22 protein-coding genes and 2 tRNA genes are annotated in these 23,116 nt (G+C 42.4%); 11 read left to right on the top strand and 13 right to left on the bottom strand.

The window, feature by feature from the left end; translation table 11 throughout:
- Nucleotides 1-82: 82 nt before the first annotated feature.
- The 9 genes from ABFV72_RS05280 to recN all read right to left on the bottom strand — a co-directional run bounded on the left by ABFV72_RS05280 (nucleotide 83) and on the right by recN (nucleotide 6,775).
- Nucleotides 83-691, bottom strand: coding sequence for a class I SAM-dependent methyltransferase (locus ABFV72_RS05280; protein ID WP_101204678.1), 609 nt, complete (start codon nucleotides 689-691; stop codon nucleotides 83-85).
- A gap of 59 nt (nucleotides 692-750) precedes the next feature.
- Complete coding sequence (locus ABFV72_RS05275; RefSeq protein WP_347162703.1) at nucleotides 751-1,194, bottom strand: MgtC/SapB family protein; 444 nt, start codon at nucleotides 1,192-1,194, stop codon at nucleotides 751-753.
- Between the two features lie 149 nt (nucleotides 1,195-1,343).
- Nucleotides 1,344-1,673 (bottom strand): DUF3817 domain-containing protein, encoded by a 330-nt coding sequence (locus ABFV72_RS05270; RefSeq protein WP_347162702.1) that lies wholly within the window; start codon nucleotides 1,671-1,673, stop codon nucleotides 1,344-1,346.
- A 63-nt stretch (nucleotides 1,674-1,736) separates the two neighbouring features.
- Complete coding sequence (xerD, locus tag ABFV72_RS05265) at nucleotides 1,737-2,675, bottom strand: site-specific tyrosine recombinase XerD (RefSeq protein ID WP_179798572.1); 939 nt, start codon at nucleotides 2,673-2,675, stop codon at nucleotides 1,737-1,739.
- A gap of 66 nt (nucleotides 2,676-2,741) precedes the next feature.
- Nucleotides 2,742-3,068 carry a sulfurtransferase TusA gene (gene tusA / locus ABFV72_RS05260; RefSeq protein WP_347162800.1) on the bottom strand — a complete coding sequence of 109 codons (327 nt, stop codon included), beginning with the start codon at nucleotides 3,066-3,068 and terminating at the stop codon, nucleotides 2,742-2,744.
- 83 nt (nucleotides 3,069-3,151) lie between these two features.
- Nucleotides 3,152-3,646, bottom strand: a complete 495-nt coding sequence (locus tag ABFV72_RS05255) for a hypothetical protein (protein ID WP_347162701.1) — start codon at nucleotides 3,644-3,646, stop codon at nucleotides 3,152-3,154.
- A gap of 86 nt (nucleotides 3,647-3,732) precedes the next feature.
- Nucleotides 3,733-4,314, bottom strand: coding sequence for a Holliday junction resolvase RuvX (gene ruvX / locus ABFV72_RS05250; protein WP_347162700.1), 582 nt, complete (start codon nucleotides 4,312-4,314; stop codon nucleotides 3,733-3,735).
- Between the two features lie 50 nt (nucleotides 4,315-4,364).
- Nucleotides 4,365-4,928, bottom strand: coding sequence for a YqgE/AlgH family protein (locus ABFV72_RS05245; RefSeq protein ID WP_101204671.1), 564 nt, complete (start codon nucleotides 4,926-4,928; stop codon nucleotides 4,365-4,367).
- Nucleotides 4,929-5,095: 167 nt separating this feature from the next.
- Nucleotides 5,096-6,775, bottom strand: coding sequence for a DNA repair protein RecN (gene recN, locus ABFV72_RS05240; RefSeq protein ID WP_347162699.1), 1,680 nt, complete (start codon nucleotides 6,773-6,775; stop codon nucleotides 5,096-5,098).
- Nucleotides 6,776-7,539: 764 nt separating this feature from the next.
- Between recN and ABFV72_RS05235 the strand changes: the two genes are divergently transcribed.
- Together ABFV72_RS05235 and rlmB are read left to right on the top strand one after the other, a co-directional pair.
- Nucleotides 7,540-7,875 (top strand): pyrimidine/purine nucleoside phosphorylase, encoded by a 336-nt coding sequence (locus tag ABFV72_RS05235; RefSeq protein WP_057757729.1) that lies wholly within the window; start codon nucleotides 7,540-7,542, stop codon nucleotides 7,873-7,875.
- A 221-nt stretch (nucleotides 7,876-8,096) separates the two neighbouring features.
- Entirely contained in the window at nucleotides 8,097-8,867 is a 771-nt protein-coding gene (rlmB, locus tag ABFV72_RS05230) for a 23S rRNA (guanosine(2251)-2'-O)-methyltransferase RlmB (RefSeq protein WP_057757732.1), read from the top strand.
- Here rlmB and coaE read toward each other — a convergent pair.
- From coaE to pilB, 4 genes are all read right to left on the bottom strand, one after another.
- On the bottom strand, nucleotides 8,830-9,516 hold the full coding sequence (coaE, locus tag ABFV72_RS05225; RefSeq protein WP_347162698.1) for a dephospho-CoA kinase: 687 nt from the start codon (nucleotides 9,514-9,516) through the stop codon (nucleotides 8,830-8,832). The genes rlmB and coaE overlap by 38 nt on opposite strands.
- A 126-nt stretch (nucleotides 9,517-9,642) precedes the next feature.
- Complete coding sequence (locus ABFV72_RS05220) at nucleotides 9,643-10,542, bottom strand: prepilin peptidase (protein WP_347162799.1); 900 nt, start codon at nucleotides 10,540-10,542, stop codon at nucleotides 9,643-9,645.
- A 7-nt stretch (nucleotides 10,543-10,549) separates the two neighbouring features.
- Complete coding sequence (locus ABFV72_RS05215; RefSeq protein ID WP_347162697.1) at nucleotides 10,550-11,773, bottom strand: type II secretion system F family protein; 1,224 nt, start codon at nucleotides 11,771-11,773, stop codon at nucleotides 10,550-10,552.
- 220 nt (nucleotides 11,774-11,993) lie between these two features.
- Nucleotides 11,994-13,703 (bottom strand): type IV-A pilus assembly ATPase PilB, encoded by a 1,710-nt coding sequence (pilB, locus tag ABFV72_RS05210; protein WP_347162696.1) that lies wholly within the window; start codon nucleotides 13,701-13,703, stop codon nucleotides 11,994-11,996.
- A gap of 383 nt (nucleotides 13,704-14,086) precedes the next feature.
- On the opposite strand from pilB, the gene tpiA reads away from it, so the two are divergent.
- The 9 genes from tpiA (at nucleotide 14,087) to truB (ending at nucleotide 22,987) form a co-directional block, all read left to right on the top strand.
- Entirely contained in the window at nucleotides 14,087-14,899 is an 813-nt protein-coding gene (gene tpiA, locus ABFV72_RS05205) for a triose-phosphate isomerase (RefSeq protein WP_347162695.1), read from the top strand.
- A 214-nt stretch (nucleotides 14,900-15,113) separates the two neighbouring features.
- Nucleotides 15,114-15,422, top strand: coding sequence for a preprotein translocase subunit SecG (gene secG, locus ABFV72_RS05200; RefSeq protein WP_021814138.1), 309 nt, complete (start codon nucleotides 15,114-15,116; stop codon nucleotides 15,420-15,422).
- A 141-nt stretch (nucleotides 15,423-15,563) separates the two neighbouring features.
- Nucleotides 15,564-15,647, top strand: a tRNA-Leu gene (locus ABFV72_RS05195).
- A gap of 123 nt (nucleotides 15,648-15,770) precedes the next feature.
- Nucleotides 15,771-15,847: transfer RNA gene (locus ABFV72_RS05190), tRNA-Met, on the top strand.
- Nucleotides 15,848-16,299: 452 nt separating this feature from the next.
- On the top strand, nucleotides 16,300-16,800 hold the full coding sequence (gene rimP / locus ABFV72_RS05185; RefSeq protein WP_057757748.1) for a ribosome maturation factor RimP: 501 nt from the start codon (nucleotides 16,300-16,302) through the stop codon (nucleotides 16,798-16,800).
- 135 nt (nucleotides 16,801-16,935) lie between these two features.
- The gene (nusA, locus tag ABFV72_RS05180; RefSeq protein WP_347162694.1) at nucleotides 16,936-18,420 is read left to right on the top strand and encodes a transcription termination factor NusA; all 1,485 of its coding nucleotides are present in this window, start codon (nucleotides 16,936-16,938) and stop codon (nucleotides 18,418-18,420) included.
- Nucleotides 18,421-18,568: 148 nt separating this feature from the next.
- The gene (gene infB, locus ABFV72_RS05175) at nucleotides 18,569-21,295 is read left to right on the top strand and encodes a translation initiation factor IF-2 (protein WP_347162693.1); all 2,727 of its coding nucleotides are present in this window, start codon (nucleotides 18,569-18,571) and stop codon (nucleotides 21,293-21,295) included.
- A gap of 201 nt (nucleotides 21,296-21,496) precedes the next feature.
- Nucleotides 21,497-21,886, top strand: a complete 390-nt coding sequence (locus tag ABFV72_RS05170; RefSeq protein WP_102078739.1) for a ribosome-binding factor A — start codon at nucleotides 21,497-21,499, stop codon at nucleotides 21,884-21,886.
- A gap of 9 nt (nucleotides 21,887-21,895) precedes the next feature.
- Nucleotides 21,896-22,987: a tRNA pseudouridine(55) synthase TruB gene (gene truB / locus ABFV72_RS05165; RefSeq protein ID WP_347162692.1), complete on the top strand. Its 1,092-nt coding sequence runs from the start codon at nucleotides 21,896-21,898 to the stop codon at nucleotides 22,985-22,987.
- The last annotated feature ends 129 nt before the right edge of the window (nucleotides 22,988-23,116 follow it).

Genomic DNA, 23,116 nt, shown 5'->3' with positions numbered 1-23,116 from the left:
ATTAATTTAGCGTGCTTTTTTATGTCGATTTCAATTTAAGCTTCAGTTTAAATAGCCGAAACTTAATCAGGAAAAGCTAAAACTAGTCTTTGGTCGCCATCGTAATCGTATAGGTTTTACCTTGTTTGATTTTATCACTATTGCCAAAAACTTCGGTAAATGAGCGTTTCACAAATTGGCGCAGACCGTTGATGGTGACGACATAAAAACGGCCACCTTTACGCATGCGCGCATAGGCATCGAGGAAGTATAAATAATGCTGCTCTTTGCCTACTTTGGCTGGCAAGTTTGACATCACAAGGCTAAAGTCTTTGTCTTTTGCCACATGATTAAAGCCATTTGATAAATGCACATCGACATTGTTTAGACCGTTTTTCTCACAGTTACGACGTGCGTATTCTACCGCCATAAAGTCTTTATCAATCAGCGTATGCTGACCATTTGGACATTCACGTGCTGCTGTCATGCCAAGTACGCCATAACCACAGCCCAAATCGATCGAGTCATCATCTTGCTCAAAATCCACATAATCAAGCAGCATCAAGCTACCGTCATCGAGCTTTTGTGGTGAAAAAATACCCCACGTGGTCGCAAAATCAAACGGCTTACCCAGCACTTCTTGGCGAAAATTGATATCTTCGCGCCAGTGTTCGGCATTTTTTAATAGGTCAGCAGGTGGTCTATGGCTCATGAGACTCTCAATTGATAAGTATGGTGAGTATTGTAGCGACAACCGAATAAAATTTCAGCTTACTTTTTGATACTGCAGTTCTCTGTTTTAAATGGATCAGAGAATTGCAGTATCAAAAAACTAACAACAGATAAAATAATAGCGATCTCGTAGCGGTTATAAGCGACTGAGATACCGATAGCACCAGTGTTCCATAGACCTGCTGCTGTCGCTGTTCCCTTTACACTGCCGCCACTTTTAAAAATTGCGCCACCACCGATAAAGCCCATGCCAGTAATAATACCGTACATGATACGTGCTTCGGCGTCACTATCTGAATAAATATCTCGACCCACCAACATGAAAGCACAAGAGGCAATCGTCACTAGCGGAAAGGTTCTGAGTCCTGCGCCACTGTCTTTCATTTCCCGATTGAGGGCAATGGGCAGCGACAGTATAAAGGCAATACATAACTGAAAAAAATGATAGCCCATTAATTGTAAGTCGATATCAAACCCAAACATAGTTCACCCCGCTATTCACAAGCCAGTAGTCAATAACTCATGATACAGGGTTACGGCTCATTTAAAAAACATCAATGTTATTTTAATGGTTTCTGCAATATCGTCATCACTACATGGCTGTAAGTTTGCGCCATCGAATTTTTTTAATTTTATCCTTTCAGTCTCTTCTTCAGTAAATGATCAAATATAAACGGTCCGAATGGTAAGAACGAGCCAAGCAAACCTGCAGGTAGGGCCCAAAGTGGCATTTTTATTCTACCCGCGATAATGATCAGCACCATGACATAAGCAACGAATAGTACCCCGTGCACTGGACCGACATAGCTTACTGCTTTTGGAATATCGAACATATATTTGAGTGGCATCGCGATACCAAGTAACAATAGAAAAGATGTACCTTCTAAATAACCCATGATAGTGAGGTTTCTAAGTGCAGAGTTTTGACTCTTTGTTAAGGTAGATGGTTGAGCTTGCGGCACGATATATTCCTTTTACAATCATCAGTAATATTAGATTTCAATGCTGCCCATATGACAAGGCGGCTACCCACGTGGATGATGCTCGGCATGTAATTTCTGCAATCTCGCCGTTGCCACGTGAGTGTAAATTTGCGTGGTTGATAAATCGCTATGTCCTAGCAATAACTGCACACTACGCAAGTCTGCGCCGTGATTTAGCAAATGCGTGGCAAAGGCGTGACGTAGCGTATGCGGTGATAATTCTTTATCGATACTGGCAACTTTGGCGTACTTCTTAAGTAGATACCAAAAGTTCTGCCGCGTCATATAGCCACCTTGCGCCGTCAAAAATACCGCTTGGCAATTGCCCGATTTTAAATGGGCAATCAAGTCTCCACGCCCATGAGAAAGATAATCTTCCAATGCATCAGCTGCATATTCGCCGAGGGGCACCAGTCGCGTTTTATTACCTTTCCCCGTGATTTGTAGCCAACCAGAATTTAGATTCACTTGCTCTAATGAGAGGTTAATCAACTCACTCACTCGCAGACCGCAGGCGTATAAAACTTCTAGCATGGCTTTATCGCGGAGACCAAGCGCGGTACTGGTATCAGGTGCAGCAAGTAGATTATCTACGTCAGCCTCAGCTAAGTCCTTTGGTAGCGGACGACCTAGCTTTGGGCTTTTGATACGTTCACAAGGATTGTCCTCACGCAGATTGCTAGCAATCATCCATAGATAAAACTGACGTAAGCTTGAAAGCATGCGTGCTTGGGTACGTGGGGTTTTGCCATCTTGAGCAAGGAGCGACAGACAATGCAGCACATCATCAGGCTGCCAACGTGTCAGGGCGATAGGATTGGTCAGCTCACAAGAGCGTAGGTCGCGGACGTACGCATTACGAGTACGCGTCGCTAGACCTCGCGCCAGCATGGCTTGACGAAACTCAGTCATATAAGCTGGCTCATCATCGACCGCCAATGCTTTAGGTTGACGCTGTTGCACGGCGCGATCACGACTCATAAGACAATACTCAGGTAGGGGTTAAGTGAGCGATAACAGATAGTCATTAATATAACGTCAAACCTATCATGCCGTTTTTTTCTTAACCAGATAGCGATATAGCGTCACGCTTGCAGGCGTATCATCATCGCTATCGATGGTGATTTCATCAGGATCAGCATCTAAGCTTACGTTTTCAGCCAGTGTTTCTTGACCGATTAGCTCATGACCCAAATGACGACAGAAATTCGGAATGTCGCGCGTGGTAGCAGGATCTGTCGCCAATATTTCAATCACTTCACCGCCATCCGCTTTGCGAATGACGCGGTGTAGCATCATGACGGGCTCAGGACAAATGAGCCCTTGAGTATCTAAGTGATGGTGGATAAGCGTGTCTGGTATAGAAGTGTTCATAGTCATTATTGTAAAGCTAAATAAGTGAATTTGAGGGTAAATAGTTTGCTTAAGTGCTTATCGCGGCGTACTTTGTAGATCGTCTACGCTTCAGTACTTTCAGCCTCTTCAACGGTATCAGGCGTACCAGCTACTTCTAAAAAATTAAAAAATCGCTTAAAACTTACTTTAAATAAGAATGCCACGCCCAACCAACAAGATAGTCCCAACCATGCAGTATCGGCAAAAATTAATCCGCCAACCAATATAATGGTTGATACGCCAATACTCATGGCAATCATCGACGGTTGATTTAAGCGATAACGATAAACGACTAACGCATCATAAATAGTAATGGGTATCGTGAGGGCTACTAGGGCATATGGCAAATTATAAAATAATTGATAAAGCAGTTGGTTATCATGGAAAGCTTTGATACTAGCAATCGTGCCAAAGACCACAAATGCGAAAATAGCCGCATAAATGAGATAAATCGCTATTTGGTTGGCACGCTGTGCGCCTTTAATACGGGCAATAGCAAGAGGAGCAAAACCATGTTGCGACTTATGTTGCGAGGGTTGGTCTGAGACAGTGGTCATATTAATCAGTCATTTATCCGTTGAGAGGTATGATGTATCGAAGTGACATTATAGCCACACACGTGTCTTTTACCTATTTGGCTGCTTTATTCTGCTTTGATTGCATCGATAGCGATACTGCTATTAGGATCAGCAAAATAGGTCGACATCAGAATACAAGCGGAGATATCATCGATTGGGTCGCGTTCGTTTTTGATCCAACCATTATCCCATGCGATTTCTCTTGCTTCGATGGAAGTCAGACGCTCATCACACAGTGATACGGTCACTGGCAAATGCTGCTCCATTACTCTATGGGCTAGACGACGAGCGAATTTGTGCGCTCGTTTTGAAAGCATGGAGCTAGTGCCATCCATATTAAGCGGTAGACCAACCACGACTTGCGCCACGCCCCAGACTTTGATGATACCAATTAGATTGTCCCAATCTGGCTGCCCGTTATTCATTGCCAAAATATCGAAGGCACGAGCCGTCTGTGTGATGGTATTACCGAGCGCCATGCCCATCTTTTTGACGCCGTAATCTAGCGCCAAGATAAGATGCGGCTTTACTTCTGGCTCAATAGTTTCAGCAATGATATTGCTATCTTTATCGAGAGTATCAACACCAATATCAATGTCATTATCTATAGCGTCTGTGCTACTGGCTGTAAAAGTGCTATCTACCATAGTAATGGGTGTCCTTTATGTCTTTATCTAAATTCGTAGAGCGTATGATATTATGCATGACCTATGTCACTACTAAGGTAGTCAAAGTTGACTCCGATTTTGTCGGCTGCAATTTGCCAGCGTTCTTCAAACGGTGTATCAAATAATAAGTTCAGATCAGCAGGGCAAACTAACCAATCACCATTACTCAGCTCTTGGTCTAGCTGTTTTTTGCCCCAGCTGGCATGACCTAGGCACAGCTGATAGTGACCGACGCCTTGACCTGCGGCAATACGCTTTAGAATATCTTGGCTAGTTGTGATGCAAACGTTCTCTGAAATAGCAAAAGAAGACGCCCATTCTGGCTGACCAGTATGCAGCACAAAGCCAACCTCCGGATACATAGGGCCGCCCTCTAATGCCACATCTTCCATCACCTGTGGATTGGTCACTTCAATATCTAAATCTTCTAGCAGCTTACCTACGCGAGATTGCTCAAGCGGACGATTGACCATCAGACCTAGCGCCCCATGCTTGTCATGACGGCAAATATATATAAGTGCCTGCTCAAACCTTGGGTCTGACAGCTCTGGTGCCGCAATTAAAAAATGATGGGTCAAATTGGTTTTAGACATAGAAACAAACGCAACCTAATAATAAGGGTGAAAGACCACTATATGGTGATAATCAATAGAAAAGCAAGATTCGCACCAATTGCTACTGACCATTATATAGACTCAGCTAACCATTCGTTTTGATGAAAACGAATGATTATTTAACGTTAGATAGGTCAAATAGAGAGTTACTTAACATCGGATAATAAGCTGCGGGCATGATCGCGCGTGACATCAGTGATAATGACACCACCAGACATACGCGCCAGCTCGTCTACTTGTGCACTGTTGGTCAGTATGAGTAGCTCGCTTTCGGTCTGTTCTTGATGGTGCTTTTGTACCAAGATATGTTGATGCGCTTGCGCTGCGACTTGTGCTTGGTGCGTGATGGCCAGTAATTGCTGTGTTTGTCCAAGCGAGCGTAGCAGTTCGCCAACCACTTGCGCAGTACCGCCACTGATACCGACATCGACCTCATCAAATACCAACATAGGCTTGGCGGCGTTGTTATCAGCATTGGTCGCTTGTAAGACTTGCATCACGAGTGCCATACGTGACAGTTCACCACCTGAAGCGATTTTATGTAGGGGCTGCATTGGCATACCGACATTGGCGCTGAATAATAAATCAATATCGAAACAACCTTGTGCATTGTACTGACTAGGTTCGGTTTTTTTGGTAAAAACAAATTCACATCGAGCATTGGGTAGCGCAAGTGGTTGTAGTTGTTTGATGAGTTGCTTACTAATTATCGGAGCAGCTTTTGTGCGCTCTTTATTTAACTGTGTAGCCAGAGCGAGATAGTCTTGCCAAGCTTGCTCAATTTGCGCTGCCATTGCATCGCTACTTGGCTCGTTCTCTAGCTGCTCCAATTGCGCCTCCCAGCCTTTTGCTTCATCAATTAAATCACTTGCTGGCAAGCTGTGCTTACGTGACAGACGATGTCCTAAGCTGATTAAATTGTCTAATGTCTGTAAGCGTTCAGGATCAGGTAGCTGCTGTTCGGCATAATCTGATAGCAGGGCAGTCACTTCAATGATTTGCTGTTGTGCTAGATGGAGTTGTTCAGAAGCTTGTTCAAACGTTTGACTGACGCCTACTTGGTTGTCACAGAGTTTAATCACTTGTCCGAGCAAGGTCATGACGTCTGGCTCATCGATATCATTGTCGAGCAAATGCAGACCATGACTGGCCTCTTGCATTAAGGCTTCAATATTGGAGAGCTCTTCGTGTTCAGATTCAACTTCTGCGTAGTCCACAGCCAATAACGGCGCAATATCTGCTAATTGGCTCTGCAACAACTGAATACGATCTTGACGCTGTGCTTCGCGGCTCGCGATGTCATCTGCGCGACGCTTTAGCTGCTGAAAGGCTTGATAGCTACTGGCAGTTTGGTTGGCTAACGGTGTTATCTGGGCCATCTCATCGAGCCATTGCACCACAAATTGCGGCTTGAGCAATGCTTGCTGAGCATGTTGGCTATGTATATTCACTAGTAAGGTGCCTAAACTCTTTAGCTCCGCTAAGCTAACCGGTGAACCATTTAGCCATGCTTTTGAGCGGCCAGTATTGCTTAATTGTCGACGAATAAGTACTTCAGGTTCTTCTAGTGGTCGATCATTTTTAGTAAACCACTCAGCGACGACGCTGTTATTTTCTACATCAAATTGAGCGTAGATATCTGCATGCGCGGCTCCATGCCTGACCATTGCACTGTCTGCTCGCTCACCGACACACAGTGATAGGGCATCTAGCAATAACGACTTGCCAGCACCTGTTTCACCAGTGATGACATTAAAACCTTCAGCCACGCTCAGCTCATGCTGATCAATCAACGCAAACTGATGTAAAGTTAACGATACTAGCATCAACGCCTCTCAGGACAGACAATGGACCTCATATAAATCTTAGGAAGCCATCTATAAATAGGGTAAATAAGGAAGTGAAAATATCTATTTAAATTTGCTAATTAGATAAATATTGTAGGCAAATAGTATGGTGTTAATTGTGCGTAAATACAAACTTTAAGACGAGGTATAACAGAATTTATTATTGGGAGATTACCATAAAACTATTAAAAACTGACAATAAATCATCAACATAATACCTATAATATTAATCATTAGGATAGTTAGATATCTAAAGATAAGCATAGTATGCGAAGAAGTATTCTGACTGATAATGATAAAAATATATCTAAGATAATGGCCTAGCATCCGCCTAGGAAAACACCAAATAAATATTAAACGAACGGGTAGATACTTGTCATCAAATAGAATTTTCCTAGTCGCTTTAACAAACTTTATAGATATAATGTGGTAGCATAATCTCACATAATGATAAACTCTTCTTATGCGTTTGATGCGCGATGCAACCTAATAACGAGTCATAATTTTGTAAAATTGTAGGCTTATAGTGGTAAAAACATGCCACTTAATCATTATTCAAAAGCGTTTTCATAGAACCTGTGGCTACCTTTAGCGCGCAGATATCTACTATAGAGGGGTAAGGTGCCTAAAGCAGGTATGTTTGCGTACTGGTCGCGTATTTTAAGCCCAGTGCAACTCTGTCAGTACTTTAACCCGTTACTTATTTTTTAGTTTTGCCATAATTATTTGATAAGGAAGCCACTATGACAGCGGCGCAATTTACTAACGTAACAGTTAATGCCCAAGCGACAGTATCTTATGATGGTCGCTGCTCAAGCCATACCATTATGTTTGAGGATGGTCGCCATAAAACGCTAGGCGTGATCTTACCTTGTGACAACTTGGTTGAGCATTATCACTTTAGCACCAACACTTCTGAGCGTATCGAAATCACCAGTGGTGAGTGTGAAGTGAAAATTAATGGTGACGATGAATTCAGCTATTACCGTGCAGGTCAGTCATTTGTCGTTGAAGGCAATAGCGGTTTTAACCTACGTACTGAAGAGATTGTTCAATATGTCTGTCATCTAGAAGGCTGATATTATTAATAGGGCGCTTGAGCTTTCATTCTAGCGCCTGCTCTATCACACATTAGTGTTTCGAGAAAATAAACAATATCGGATTGGTATTGTTTATTTCTTTTTTGACGTTTGGTTTACTGTTCTCTCATCATCAATGGGTCATGACACGTAAAATCTACGTTATCTTCTTTTATCCCGTCGCCTAGTGCGATATCCACTTTATATTTAGTAGGCCTATTATGGCAAAACCCATTTATTTTTACGGCATTCATGCCATTGATGCGTTACTTGAACATCGTCCTCTGGATGGCCTTAGCTTGTTTGTGCAGCAAGGGCGTGAGAGTGACAGTCATGTACAAGCTATCATGGCCGAAGCGGAAGCAAACGGCATTAGTATTCAACCAACCCAAAAAGACAAGCTAACGCAATTATGTGGCAGTCCGCAGCATCAAGGCGTGGTGCTCAATGCTCGTCCGTTAGGTTTCGCTGATGAAGGTTTGCTTGATACTATTATTGGCCGTGAGCAATGCTTGTTATTGGTACTAGATCAAATTACTGATGCACATAACTTTGGCGCCTGCCTACGTACCGCAGTGGCTATGGGTGTGGATGCAGTGGTTTGTCCAAAACACCATGCAGCGAGCCTAACGCCAACAGTCGCTAAAGTATCGGTTGGCGCAGCAGAGATGATGCCGATCATCAGCGTTACGAACTTAGCACGCACGTTGTCGCAAATCAAAAATGCAGGCGTTTTCGTATTTGGTACGGCACTTAGTGAAGAGGCTAAGCCAATACATGCCGCTGACCTAACTGGCAAGACCGCTATTATTATGGGTTCAGAAGGAGAGGGTATGCGTCGCCTGACAATGGAAAGCTGTGATGAGTTGGTTTATATTCCAATGTCAGGAAACGAGCATGGTAATCTACAGAGCCTAAATGTGAGTGTTGCTACTGGCATGGCGTTGTATGAGGTTAATCGCCAGCGAACTTTAGCTGCTGGGCAAGCGTAAGATACTCTTGATGTAAAGGTTCTAGTTGTAGATATAGAGAGGCAAGGTCGCTCTCATTGAGTATGACATTGTCTGCATGACGATTACGCTCTTCACGACTTAGCTGATTGGTCATAATGGCCTTAATCTTTTGTATGCTTTGATCATCACGCTGACTGGCACGCGCAAGCTGCGTATCTTCGGTCGCATCCATGACCAAAACACGTTGACATAAATTGGCCAGTCCTGCTTCTGCCGCCTCTATAAGTAGGGGCGCAGACAAGATTATATACGGTGAAGTACTAGCATCTAGCTGTGCTTTTGCTGTCTCACGTATCGCTGGGTGAGTGATAGCCTCAAGCTCAATCAGCGCTTCAGGATTTGCGAATACATGCGAGCGTACCGCAGCTCTATCCATGACACCCTCATCCGTCAGTATCCAATCACCAAATTTTTTCTGGATTTTTTGCAGAGTGGCGCTACCTTTAGCGACAGTCTCATGGGCGATCACGTCTGCATCAATAATATCGATGCCTTGCTCAGCAAACCAAGCACTAGCGGCAGATTTGCCACTACCGATACCACCCGTCAAACCAACCACGAGCTTCTTATTTTTTGGTTGAGAGGTTTGTGATTGGTGTGAATAAAAGTGCGATGTATTTTTTGACATAATAATGGCTTATCTGACAGATAGAACAATGAATGCAGCTTTTAACTCACAATCGGCCTTTTAAAGCTCTACTTATAAGTCGCTGCCGAAAATTTACTACAATAATTTAGTGTACGCTATCAGTTATTAGACATACATACCGAGATACCAACTGACGATATTTGAGCCATATAATAAGGCAACAATACCTGCTATAGCGATATAAGGCCCAAAAGCAAAAGGTCGGCTTTCACCCTGTTTCTTCATCAAGATCAATCCAACGATAGAGCCAAGTAAAGACGATAGTAGAATAATCAAAGGTAACACCATAGGTCCAAGCCAAGCACCTAATACTGCTAATAGTTTAAAATCCCCTTGACCCATTCCATGTTTTTTAGTGATTAAGTAAAACACTTTGACTACTATCCATAGTGATAAAAACCCAAATAGTAATCCCCATATCGACTGTGTTGGTGAGACAAACCAGCTTTGTGAGTTTACCGCTAATCCTAAGCCTGCTAAAGGAAAAGTTAGACGATCAGGTAGTAGCTGTGTGTCAAAGTCGATACCTGTTAGAGCGACCAGTGTCCATACTAAAACCAATGCGGACAAACCTGTAGCATTTACCCCAAACTTATATATTACTAATACGGACAGGAGGGCAGTTACTAGCTCAACGAGAGGATAACGTAGACCGATAGATGCTTTGCAGCTTGAACAGCGTCCGCGTAGTAATAGCCAACTTATTAAAGGGATATTCTCATACCACTTAATTTTATGTGTGCAATGAGGGCAGCGTGAGGCAGGTCGACTTAAAGTAAGCGGTTGGTCAGTAGCGACAATACTTGCTATGGGTAGCGTATGCTCGCGTGGTATATCGCCCTGCTCAGACATAAACTGGCTACACTCTTGTCTCCAACCATAGACCATCATCAGCGGTATGCGATGAATCACAACATTTAAAAAACTGCCAACACAAAGACCTAATAGGCCAAATACGAATAAAGCTAGGGTAATATTCTCTTGTAGTAACTGTATAAATTGCATCAAATAATTATCCTACTACTGAGCCCATCTGGAAAATTGGCAAGTACATTGCGATGACTAGGCCACCAACTAATATACCTAATACTGCCATAATTAACGGTTCCATTAAGCTGGTCAATCCATCAACCGCATTATCAACTTCGTTTTCGTAGTAGACAGCGACTTTATCTAGCATTTCTTCTAAGCTACCAGACTCTTCACCAATACCAACCATCTGAATGACTAGACTCGGAAACAAGTTGGTCGAGCGTATGGAAAACTGTAGTTGCTGGCCAGTAGATACGTCATTTTTGATCTGTTGAGTAGCGTTGTAGAACACAACATTATTGGTCGCCCCAGCAGTAGAGTCTAGGGCATCGATAAGTGGGACACCCGCGGCAAAAGTTGTAGATAGTGTACGAGAGAAACGTGCAATAATCGCTTGATAGGCAATGTTGCCAAATATGGGAGCTTTTAAGACAGCACGGTCTAAAAAGTCACGAAATTTCTTAGATCGTTTTTTAGCTTCTGAGAAGCCAACGATTGCACCACCGATAGCAATAATAAGGATAAACCACCATGCCTGCATCCATTCGGACATACCAACAACCATTTGGGTAAAGGCGGGTAGCTCTGCGCCAAATGATTCAAATAGATCGGAGAATACAGGTACTACTTTTATCAGTAGAATCATAGTAACAATGATAGCAACCACGATAACGGCAATAGGATACTTCATTGCTTTTTTGATTTTTGCTTTTAGTAGCTCACTCTTTTCTTTGTAAGTAGCGACTCGTTCAAGCATCGTCTCAAGTGCACCCGATTGTTCGCCAGATTCGACGAGTGAACAGAATAAATCATCAAAATAGCGAGGATGTTTGCGCAAAGAAGAAGCAAAGGTACCACCTGCTTCAATATCTGCTTTTATTTTCAATACTAAGTCTTTCATACTCGGATTATCGAGAGAGTCGGCGACAATTTCAAAAGACTGAGTTAACGGTACACCTGCTTTCATCATTGTTGCTAATTGCCGAGCAAAAATAGCAATATCAATGGCTTTAATAGCTTTTTTGAAAGTATAAAGTGGCTTTGGTTTTTTCTTGATCCCTTTAACCGTGATACCTTGTTTACGCAGGGTTGCCTTCGCCAGCTCTAAGCTACGACTAGTAGTTTCGCCCTTAACTTTCTGTCCGCGTCGATTCACACCGTCGTAAACAAAATCTAACAACATATCGGTCTTAGCTTTTGCCATGTTACCACCCTCAAAATTGTCCAATATATATTGTAAATTTACAATAGAATACCAGACTTAGGATACCAGTCAGGCATACTTTATTTTAGCGTAAAAAACCAGTGGCTATCTGTTTTATTTTTAAAGATATACGATAAGGAACGTTGCTAGTTTATCACTCTTATAATAACTAAAAGTCAATATGCTAAGACATAAATTACGTGTTCTATGATTTTACTTATTATTCAGAAGTCACTCGCATCATTTCCTGAATACTTGTGACACCTTGCAACACTTTTAAAATCCCAGAACGTCGCAAGTCGCGGAAACCATTTTTGATGGCAGCATCTTTGATATCTATTGCGTTACCATCTTCCATGATAATGCGTGAAATATCAGGGCTGACTTTCATCACCTCATAGATACCTACACGGCCTTTATAACCTTCACGGCATTCATTACAGCCGACTGGTTCATAAATGACATTATCAGTGTTATCTAAATCAGTATCGGTAAAACCAATCTCTAACAAGCTTTGACGCGGGATGTTAATAGGTTTTTTGCAGTTCTTGCAGAGACGTCGTGCCAAACGTTGAGCAATGACTAGGTTAACCGACGTGGCAATATTAAAGGAGGCGACGCCCATATTGCGTAGGCGCGTTAATGTTTCAGGTGCCGAGTTAGTATGCAAAGTAGAAAGAACCATATGACCTGTTTGCGCCGCTTTAATCGCAATCTCAGCAGTCTCAAGGTCACGAATCTCACCGACCATGACAATATCAGGATCTTGACGTAAAAAAGACTTTAGCGCATTGGCAAATGTTAGACCAACTTTGGCATTGACATTGACTTGGTTAATCCCTTCAAGGTTAATTTCGACTGGATCTTCAGCCGTTGAAATATTTGTTGCGCCAGTATTCAAGATGTTGATACCAGTGTAAAGTGATACTGTCTTACCAGAACCAGTAGGACCAGTGATAAGCAACATGCCTTGCGGTTTGTGTAATGCCTCTAAAAACATTTCCTGCTGATCTGGTTCATACCCTAACGCATCAATACCTAACATGGCTGAGGATGGATCAAGGATACGTAAAACAAGTTTTTCACCAAACAGTGTTGGTAGTGAGTTGACCCGGAAATCAATCGCTTTATTTTTAGAAATTTTAAGCTTAATACGCCCATCTTGCGGTACCCGACGTTCTGAGATATCCATTTGCGACATGACTTTCAAGCGTGCTGCAATTTTATTCGCAAGTTGAACTGGTGGATTGGCCATTTTTTGCATGACGCCATCGACGCGAAATCGTACTCTAAAAGACTTTTCGTATGGCTCGAAATGTAAATCAGAAGCTCCCATACGGATAGCATCGACTAGCATTTTATTAACGAACTTTACAACAGGTGCTTCGTCGATACCATCATCAAGCTTGGTCTCGTTTTTCTCTTCCTGTCCATCATCGAAATCGACATTTAAATCACTATTAGAAAAGCTATCAAAGCTTTGCATTGTATCTGCGTATGCACTTTCAATACGCTTTTTGAGCTTATTTTCTTCGACAACAATGGTTTCTATCGACAGTCGAGAATTAAAGGCAATCGCATCAATGGCATCAACGCGAGTGGGATCACTTAGTGCGACAAATAGACGTTGTCCTCGTTTAAAGAGTGGTAAAGCATTAAACTTGCGAACGATTTTTTCATCCACCAAGTCTTTTGGAATAACATCAACGTTTAATGCATCAAGATCAAATAGAGGGTCACCGAAAGCTTGGGATAGCATTTGGGCAAGTAAATAAGCATCGGCCAGTTTATTGTCTACCAGATAAGGTACCAGTCCTATTTGCTGCTGCTGCGACTCAATTTGTGCCGTCTTCATATTCGCTTCACTAACGACACCGTCGCTAATCAGTTGCTGCGCTAGACCGCCGTACTTACTGGTTGCGATAGACATTGTAACCTCTCCTTTGATACAAAATATTCTGTAGAACTGCTTGGTATTAGACGTTATATACTTGTCGTTGCTAGTCGATAACTCGCTTGAACTATATTGCTTTGTTTATCTTATCTACCTGTAAATCTATATATAGAACTAGCAATAATATTTGATTTCATAAACTCTGTAGTATAGAACTTTACTTTAGTTTGAAAAATTTATATATACCATTAGACGACTAGCTCGTAAAATAATGGTCTATTGATGCATTGTCTGTAGATAAGTTTGCAGAAGTGATTCTGCTCATGGTGGCACGCTACTATAGCACTTACGAATTATTTGTTATACTGACGCGCATATTAGCCGAATTGGCATGAATACATGAGACAAGGTAAATAAGTATGCAAGCTTGGGTAATTGGCAATTGGAAACAGAATCCTGCGACTAACAGTGCTGTCAATGCACTATTGGACGACTTATTGACTAAAGTTAATACTGAAGAACAAGCCAACTCGCAGGTGTCAAAAAACCGCTGTAAATTAATGGTAGCGCCCAGTTGTGTTCATTTAAGTACAGTGAGTACGCGTCTAGCAGATAGCTCAATACTCTGTGCCGCACAGGACGTCAGTACCTATAGTGCAAGTACAGGAGCCTATACTGGTGACTGCTCAGCACAGCAGATAGCAGATGCAGGTGCTACTTGGACGCTACTTGGCCACTCTGAGCGTCGTCAATATCATAAAGAGTCTCATAAATGCCTGATAAGCAAATTGTCTCATGCGTTTTCTCAGAAATTAGGTGTAGTATTTTGTATCGGCGAAACGCAAGAGCAGTATGACAATGGTCAAACACTCGACGTTATCAATGAGCAACTCTCTGTTATTAAGGATTTACTGACTCAACAGCCAGATTTAGCATCTTCGTTATCTGAAAAGCTGCTCATCGCTTACGAACCCGTATGGGCCATTGGTACAGGTAAAGTGCCTACTGTGGCAGAAGTGAGTAAGACTCATCAGTATATCAAGCAAACGGTTGCAGGCTTTGCTGATATAACAGATACGATTACCGTGCTGTATGGCGGTAGTGTTAATGCTGAGAATGCCAATAGCTTTGCTGCTGATGCCATGATTGATGGCGCGTTGGTAGGCGGTGCTTCATTAAAAGCAGAGAGCTTTCTAGCGATTGCCGACGCCTTTAACCAAGCCAATACTTAAATGAATAAATAACGCTCAGATATCAAGATCATAGCTTATAGAGAGTATGCTTTTATCGGTTAGTAAAAGTAGGTTTAACACTGCCCTTGCAATCGTGTACAATGCGCCTTATTTATATAGTCGATTTGGCATTTGATCATGCCGATTGTCTTTCTATTAACCTTACGTTTTATTTTCCGTTATCAGTCGTCATTACGCGGCAAAAGAGGCCACCATGTTTACGTTTATATTAGCCCTGCATATTATTGTGGCCATTGCCATGATCGGCTTGATTCTGATACAGCATGGTAAAGGGGCAGACGCTGGAGCTTCTTTTGGTGCTGGTTCATCAGGTACCGTGTTTGGCGCAGCAGGAACTGCTAACTTTTTGACGCGTGCTACGGCAGTACTAACGGTCATATTTTTTATTACTAGTATGACGCTTGCTGTTCATGCTCGTAAGCAAGCAGAGGATCAGTTTCGTCTAGATGCGCCAGTTTCAGCACCGCAAACGCCGCGTCCATTGACTCAAAATCCTGAGTAAGCCTCTTTTAAGTAGGCAGCGCTTGCTATTTTGGTAGGTTAGATTTACAATGCTTTCCTGTTTTCGCAACTCATGTTCTATAGATGCCTACCTTAAGCATCATTGATTATAGACTGGATGATAGGAACAGAGCAGTACAATGCGATTGTGGTGGAATGGTAGACACGCCATCTTGAGGGGGTGGTGGCGAAAGCTGTGGGGGTTCAAGTCCCCCCAATCGCACCAAGTTTTACAGACGCAGCATAGCGTCAGGTTGGATTTTTAGTAGATAATACTTATTTTATAATTAATTTAAAAAAAGTATTGACACTTCTACGAAACCTCCCTATAATATGCGTTCTAGATTGATGCGGGGTGGAGCAGTCTGGTAGCTCGTCGGGCTCATAACCCGAAGGTCGTTGGTTCAAATCCAGCCCCCGCTACCACTTTTTATACTGATGTTTTGTACACTAAATTTGTCAGTACCGATTAGCCCACCATTATGTTTGTGGGTTTTTTTGTATCTGAAGGTCAGTGTTATCGCGGTATCTATCCTACTTATGCTAAGCTCTAAGTCTATAGAGTACGATATTACTCGTCACTGGTCATCATCGGCCGCTACTGGCACGATGCTTCTTAAGCAACACTATCTTTTATTCCTCATACTTTTATCGATAGTAGTGCTTTATAAATAATAAAAGCATTGTCTGGCCGAGCTTGATGTTTTTTACGCTCGTCCCTATATAAATGCACAATATGTATCATATATTTGTGATTTAAAATTATATACTGACCGTGATTCTTATCATTATAAGATTGCTATATACAGATAAGAGTCAATCCTTAATACGGTTTACTAAGTACGATAGATAAGTGAATAGGAAAATACAAAGAGATTATGAAGCTTTCGACTAAAGTTGCAGAACTGACTAATATTATTGCCCCTGCCGTGGCCGCTTGTGATGTGTCATTATGGGGTATTGAGTTTGCGCCACAAGGTCGTCGCTCTTTACTACGTATCTATATTGAAGCATTGCCAGAAGAGCAAGCCCAAGATAAACAAGTAACGATTGAAGATTGCGCGGCAGTAAACCATCAAGTAAGCGGTATCTTAGAAGTTCATGATCCTATCGCTGGTGAGTACATTTTAGAAGTATCTTCACCTGGTTTTGATCGTGCGTTTTTCTCAGATGAGCAAATGCATGCGTATGTTGGTCAAACTGTGAGCTTGCGTCTGATTCAAGCTATCGGTACAGGCGATCAAAAACGTCGTAAAGCCACAGGTACTTTAGATAGTATTGATGAAAACTCTTTAAAACTGACGTCAAGCGATGGTGAGCAGTTTGAGATTGCACTAAGTAATATTGATAAAGCCAATTTGATTTATGAAGATGCCTAGATTTTTACTAGGGTAACTGTTTATAGATAGACAGTTTTATCTTCCAATAGCTTATGTGGCTTATAGCAACTATATAATAGCAGCACCCAAATTATAAAATTTAAGTCAATTAAAAAATGATAGGACAGGTATAGCATGAGTCGTGAAATCTTAACGGTAGTAGAAACTGTCAGTAATGAAAAGGGCTTAAATCCTGAAGATATCTTTGAAGCAATTGAAGACGCTTTGGTGGTATCGACTAAGAAGAAAGTATATACCGAGCAGCCAGAAGTGGCTGTACGGGTAGCAATCGACCGTGCCACTGGCGATTACGATACTTATCGTTACTGGACAGTGGTTGCAGATGAAGACCACGAAATGCCAGCTTGTCAGCTTGCTATCACCGATCTTGATCAGGAAGAATGGTCAATTGGTGATATTAAAGAAGAGCAAATTGAATCAATCGAATTTGGTCGTATTGCTGCTACTCAAGCCAAACAGGTCATCATTCAAAAAATCCGTGAAGCTGAGCGTGCACTAGTTGCAGATGCTTTCGAGCCGCGTGTTGGTGAGATGATGTATGGCGAAGTCAAAAAACAGACTCGTGATGGCTATATCATAGATTTGGGCGACAATGCCGAAGGTTACTTGTCACGTGATCAGATGTTGCCACGCGAACAACTCCGTGCAAAATCGCGTATTAACGCTATTTTGTACCATGTAAACCGTGAAAACCGCGGTGCACAGTTACTGTTATCTCGCACGCATCCTGAAATGCTATCAGCATTGATGCAAAAAGAAGTGCCTGAGATTGCAGAACAAATTATCGAAATTCGTAACGTCGCTCGTCTGCCAGGTACTCGTGCTAAAATAGCCGTGAAGACTAATGATCATCGTATTGATCCAGTTGGTGCTTGTATTGGTATGCGCGGTACACGTATCCAAGCAGTACAGCAAGAGCTAGACGGTGAACGTATTGATGTCGTGGTATGGTCAGATGATCCGGCCCAGTTCATCATCAGCTCTCTAGAGCCTGCTGACGTAAGCAGTATCATTTTAGATGAAGATACGCAAACAGCAGATATTATCTTTAGCACCAATGATCAATTGGCGCGTGCTATTGGCTCACAAGGTCAAAACGTACGTTTAGCGTCTGAGTTGACGGGCTATAAGCTTAATATGATGCTCGAAGAAGAGTATCAGCAACGTCAACAAAACGAATCGAAAGCGTTTATTGAATTATTCTATGAGCGCCTAGAGGTAGATAAAGATTTAGCACAGGCATTGGTTGATATTGGTTTTACTAGTATTGAAGAAATTGCCTACGTACCAGTTGAGACTTTCTATGATATCGAAGGTCTAGACGATGAAGCGATTGATATGATTCAAGAGCGTGCTAAAGAAGTCGTCATCGCTGATGAACTGGTCAAACAACAGAACATGAAAGAGCCAAGTCAAGAGCTTCAAGAGCTTGAAGGTATGACAGTCAGTTGGGCTTATAAGATGGCTCAAAAAGACATTATTACTGTTGATGACTTGGCAGAACAAGCCGTCTTCGATCTAGAAGATATCGAAGGATTAGACTCTGAAACTGCAGGAAAACTCATCATGAAAGCTCGGGAATCTTGGTTCGATGAATAAGCGGTAACTGCATATCGCTGTCTTTTGGTGATATGCTATTGAGAATAAAGCGCTGATATCTATTTATAAGTATCAGCCTTAACCCAATCATTTGTAGCCAACAACTGAATTGAACATATAGCAAATAATAGACAGTAGGTGATAATAAATGGCAGATAAGACCGTCAAAGAACTGGCAGAAATGGTAGGCAAAACTACAGATGCTGTAAAGCAGCAATTAGTAGATGCTGGCCTGCCTGCTCGCGCAGAGGATGACCTAGTCACCGAGCTTGAGCAAGAAAAGCTGGTGACGTATTTAAAGCAAAGTCATGGTCAACAAGAAAAGCGTCGTATTAGTCTTAAATCTAAGACGACCAGTACTGCACGTGTGACCGGCTCTTCTGGTAAATCTAAGAGCGTCAACGTAGAAGTGCGTAAAAAGAAAGTATTTGAAAAGCCTGATCCAGAAAAAATGGCTGAAGAGCTAGCTGCTCGTGAGCAGGCTCTAATTGATTCTCAAGAACGTGCAGCAAAAGAAGCTGAAGAACGCGCCGCTACTAAGAAAAAAGCGGAAGAGCGTCAAGCAGCAACGCTAGCAGCAATGCGTGCAAGCTTAGGATCTAGCAAAAAATCAGACGACAAAAACGATGATATTTCTACATCAGTTGTCGTCAAAAAAGGCGGCAAAGCGACTGCTGAAGTTAAGCCTAAAGAGCAGCCGAAGAAGAAAGTTGCTGCAACTAAGCCTAAAGTTGAAACCGCTGCGGAACGTAAAGCTCGCGAAACTCGTGAAAAAGAAGAAGCGCGTCTGCGTGAAATCGAACTAGAAACCCGCCGCACACAAGCTGAAGAAGCGCAAAAGCGTACACTTGAGCAAATGCGCAAAATGGCTGGTAAATATACAGATCGTGAACCTGTTACTGAAGTACGTAAAGATGAGCCATTGGCTGAAGGTCTGGTCGGTGATGCACTAGAAGAGTCATTTGAAAAAGAGCGTCGCGAAATCAAACGCGGTTCGAACAGTACTGGTACTCGTGGTCGTCGTCGTAAGAACCAAGATGAGCGCGAAATCAAAAACCGCAAAAACGGTTTGCGTTCAACTCAGGCATCACAGCATAAATTTGAAAAACCTGTCGAAAAAATCGTCTATGATGTCGAGATTAGTGAACAAATTTCAGTTGCCGATCTTGCACAGCGTATGGCGGTTAAAGCTCGTGAAGTCACCAAATTACTTATGAAAATGGGTGAAATGGCTCGTGAATCAGATACGATTGATCAAGCAACCGCAAGCTTGCTTGTTGAAGAAATGGGTCACAATCCAGTACCAGTTAGTGATACTAAAGTCGAAGATGACTTACAGTATGCAGTCGATGAGCGTAGTAGCAACATCCAAACTCGTCCACCAGTAGTAACTATCATGGGTCACGTCGATCATGGTAAGACCTCACTACTAGATAAAATTCGTGAAACTAAAGTTGCGAATGGTGAAGCGGGCGGCATTACACAGCATATCGGTGCTTACCATGTAAAAACTGATCGCGGTGTTATTACTTTCCTTGATACTCCAGGTCACGCAGCTTTTAGCGCAATGCGTTCACGTGGTGCTCAAGCGACTGATATCGTTGTATTGGTTGTTGCAGCTGACGATGGCATGATGCCACAAACAGCAGAAGCAATTGATCATGCACGTGCAGCTGGTACGCCAATCATTGTTGCTATCAACAAAATGGATAAGCCAGGTGCTGATCCTGACCGTGTTCTTAATGAATTAACGACGAAAGAAGTTGTTTCAGAAGAATGGGGCGGCGATACACCAATGGCTCGTATCTCAGCCAAAACAGGCGAAGGTATTGAAGACTTACTAGAATTCATTAGCTTGCAAGCTGAGTTAATGGAACTAGAAGCGCCACTAGACGGTGCTGCTCAGGGTGTGGTTATTGAATCAAGACTTGAAAAGGGTCGTGGTCCTGTCGTTAGTGTCCTAGTGAAAAAAGGGACATTAAAACAAGGCGACTTGGTTCTAGCTGGTGAGCACTATGGTAAAGTTCGTGCGTTGACTGATGAGCATGGCCAACGTATCAAATCAGCTGGTCCTTCTATCCCTGTAGAGATTTTAGGTCTGCCTGAGACACCTGCTGCTGGTAGCGAGTTCCTAGTTGTGACGGACGAGAAAAAAGCTCGTGAAGTTGCGGACTTTAGAACCAACCGTGAGCGTGAGCGTCAACTTGAGCGTCAGAATGCCATGCGTTTAGAAAGCATGTTTGATCAGATGGGTCAAGGCGATGTGTCATTCTTGAATATCGTACTAAAAACAGACGTACGTGGTTCACTTGAAGCACTACTAGCTGCCCTAAACGAATTGTCTACTGACGAAGTAAAAGTCAGAGTGATCAGTTCAGGCGTTGGTCCTATCTCTGAGTCTGACGTAACCCTTGCAGAATCTAGTGAAGCGGTACTGTTAGGCTTTAACGTTCGTGCAGATGCTACCGCACGTCGCAAAGCAGACACTGCTAACATGGATATTCGCTACTATAGCGTAATCTATGGTTTGATCGATGATGTGAAATCAGCAATGAGCGGTATGCTTGCTCCTGAACATCGTGAGAAAATCCTTGGTGTTGCAGACGTTCGTGAAGTATTCCGTTCTAGTAAGTTTGGTGCTGCTGCTGGTTGTATGGTGGTCGAAGGTACAATCTATCGCAACAAACCTATCCGCGTATTGCGTGATGATCAAGTTATCTTTACTGGTCAACTGCAATCATTACGTCGCTATAAAGAAGACGTTAATGAAGTACGTACTGGTATGGAATGTGGTCTGGCCGTTCGTGGCTATGATGTTGAAGCTGGCGATAAGATCGAAGTCTTTGAAATCCAAGAGTTCGCACGTACTATCTAAAGCTGCTGTTCAATAGCAGAGTATGTCTTAATGCAATATGCGTAATCCGCTGAGCTGTTTATATACTTTGCTAATATTCAGCTGTACTTAGGCCTAACAGGTACATCCTGCTAGGCCTTTTTTAGCACATATCAGTGCAACATTTATTAATCAGCAGACTTATACAGTAATAAAATAAGCCCATTAAAGTAAGGTAATAACATGAACCAACGTTTACAAAGATTATCGGATCAGATTCAGCGTGAGCTTGCTGTTCTTATTCGTGATGAAGTCAATGACCCTCGTCTAACAGGTTTTGTCACAATCTCTAGTGTCAAAGTTAGCCCAGATTTAGGCTATGCGGACGTCTATGTCACTATCATGGAGCCTGAGCTCAATGATGCCATGAACAAAACTAATCATGAAGAGAGCATCAAGGTATTGAATAAAGCAGCAGGGTTTTTGCGTACGGAACTAAGCCATAGCTTAAAAACACGTACTACGCCGCGCTTACGTTTTCATTATGATGAAGTAACGGCTCGTGGTAACTATATGATGGACTTGATTAGTAAGGCCGTGACTAAAACTGAGCAAAACGAGAATGACGAGTAAATTATTATTATGTCTATAGCGTCTAAGCAAGTTGATAAACAAGCCAATAAAGTACCTGAAAAAATAAAAGTTTCAGGTGTCATATTGGTGGATAAACCCAAAGGTATGACGTCGCAGCAAGTCGTGTCAAAAGTGAAGTATTTATTTAAATCACCGATACACGATAGTAAAAAGGCGGGGCATACAGGAACGCTTGATCCAATGGCAACTGGCTTACTGCCTATTTGCTTGGGTGAAGCCACCAAGTTTAGCCATTATCAACTGGATGCTGATAAATCTTATCAAGCGACTATCTTGCTAGGTAGCCAAACCGATACTGGTGATGCTGATGGCCAAATTGTAACGCAGGCTTCTATCCCAGTATTCGACGAAGCATCATTGGCAACTATTGCACAGCAGTTTTTGGGTGCTCAGCAGCAGATACCACCGATGTATTCAGCGCTAAAAAAAGACGGTAAAAAACTGTATGAATATGCTCGCGCTGGTATTGAGGTTGATAGACCGCCCAGAGATATCACGATTAAAGCAATCAATCTACAGATGATAGATGATACCCAGATTAATCTCACGGTTACTTGTACAAAAGGTACGTATGTACGTGTATTAGCGGAAGATATTGCAAAGCAGTTAGGTACGCTAGGACATTTGACGGCATTACGTCGTACACAAGTAGGGAGCTTTAGCATTGATGATGCTATCGCTTTATCTTCATTAGAAGAGCATGGTCTAGAGGAGCGTCAGTCTTGGCTACTGCCTATCGATGCTTGTATTGATATCAATGCTGAACTGATGCTGACAGAGGAACAATGCGCCCGTGTACATATGGGGCAGCGCCTAAACGTATTTGATGAGCTAACAGGTAAGCTCAAAGATTATGTTGCTAATATGGTTTCTAACCAGCTGTCTAATGATAGTTCTGTCGGTATCGATGATGACGCTAGTACCAATGGTAAAGCTGATACTGATCTTGATGTGCCTCAGCTCCTAGAGCACGAAATACCAGTTGATATACGTCTACTCAATGAGCAGGGAGAGTTTCTTGGTTTGGGGTCTGTGAGCTTAAACGGACGTCTACAACCTAAGAAATTGATTCAGCGCTAATAGTCACGTTTTCACCAATGTTACTTAAATAGAGAAACTACCACCTAACGTTGGCCTGATTTACTAATAGTTTACACTAATCACATACCGTCACATTTTATTGCAGGTTTCGCCTATGGTGAAACCTGT

Source organism: Psychrobacter proteolyticus, assembly GCF_039762275.1.
In the GTDB taxonomy this organism is placed as follows: domain Bacteria; phylum Pseudomonadota; class Gammaproteobacteria; order Pseudomonadales; family Moraxellaceae; genus Psychrobacter; species Psychrobacter proteolyticus_C.
Note: the sequence above shows the minus strand (reverse complement) of the source record. Positions and strands in the feature narration are given on the sequence as shown.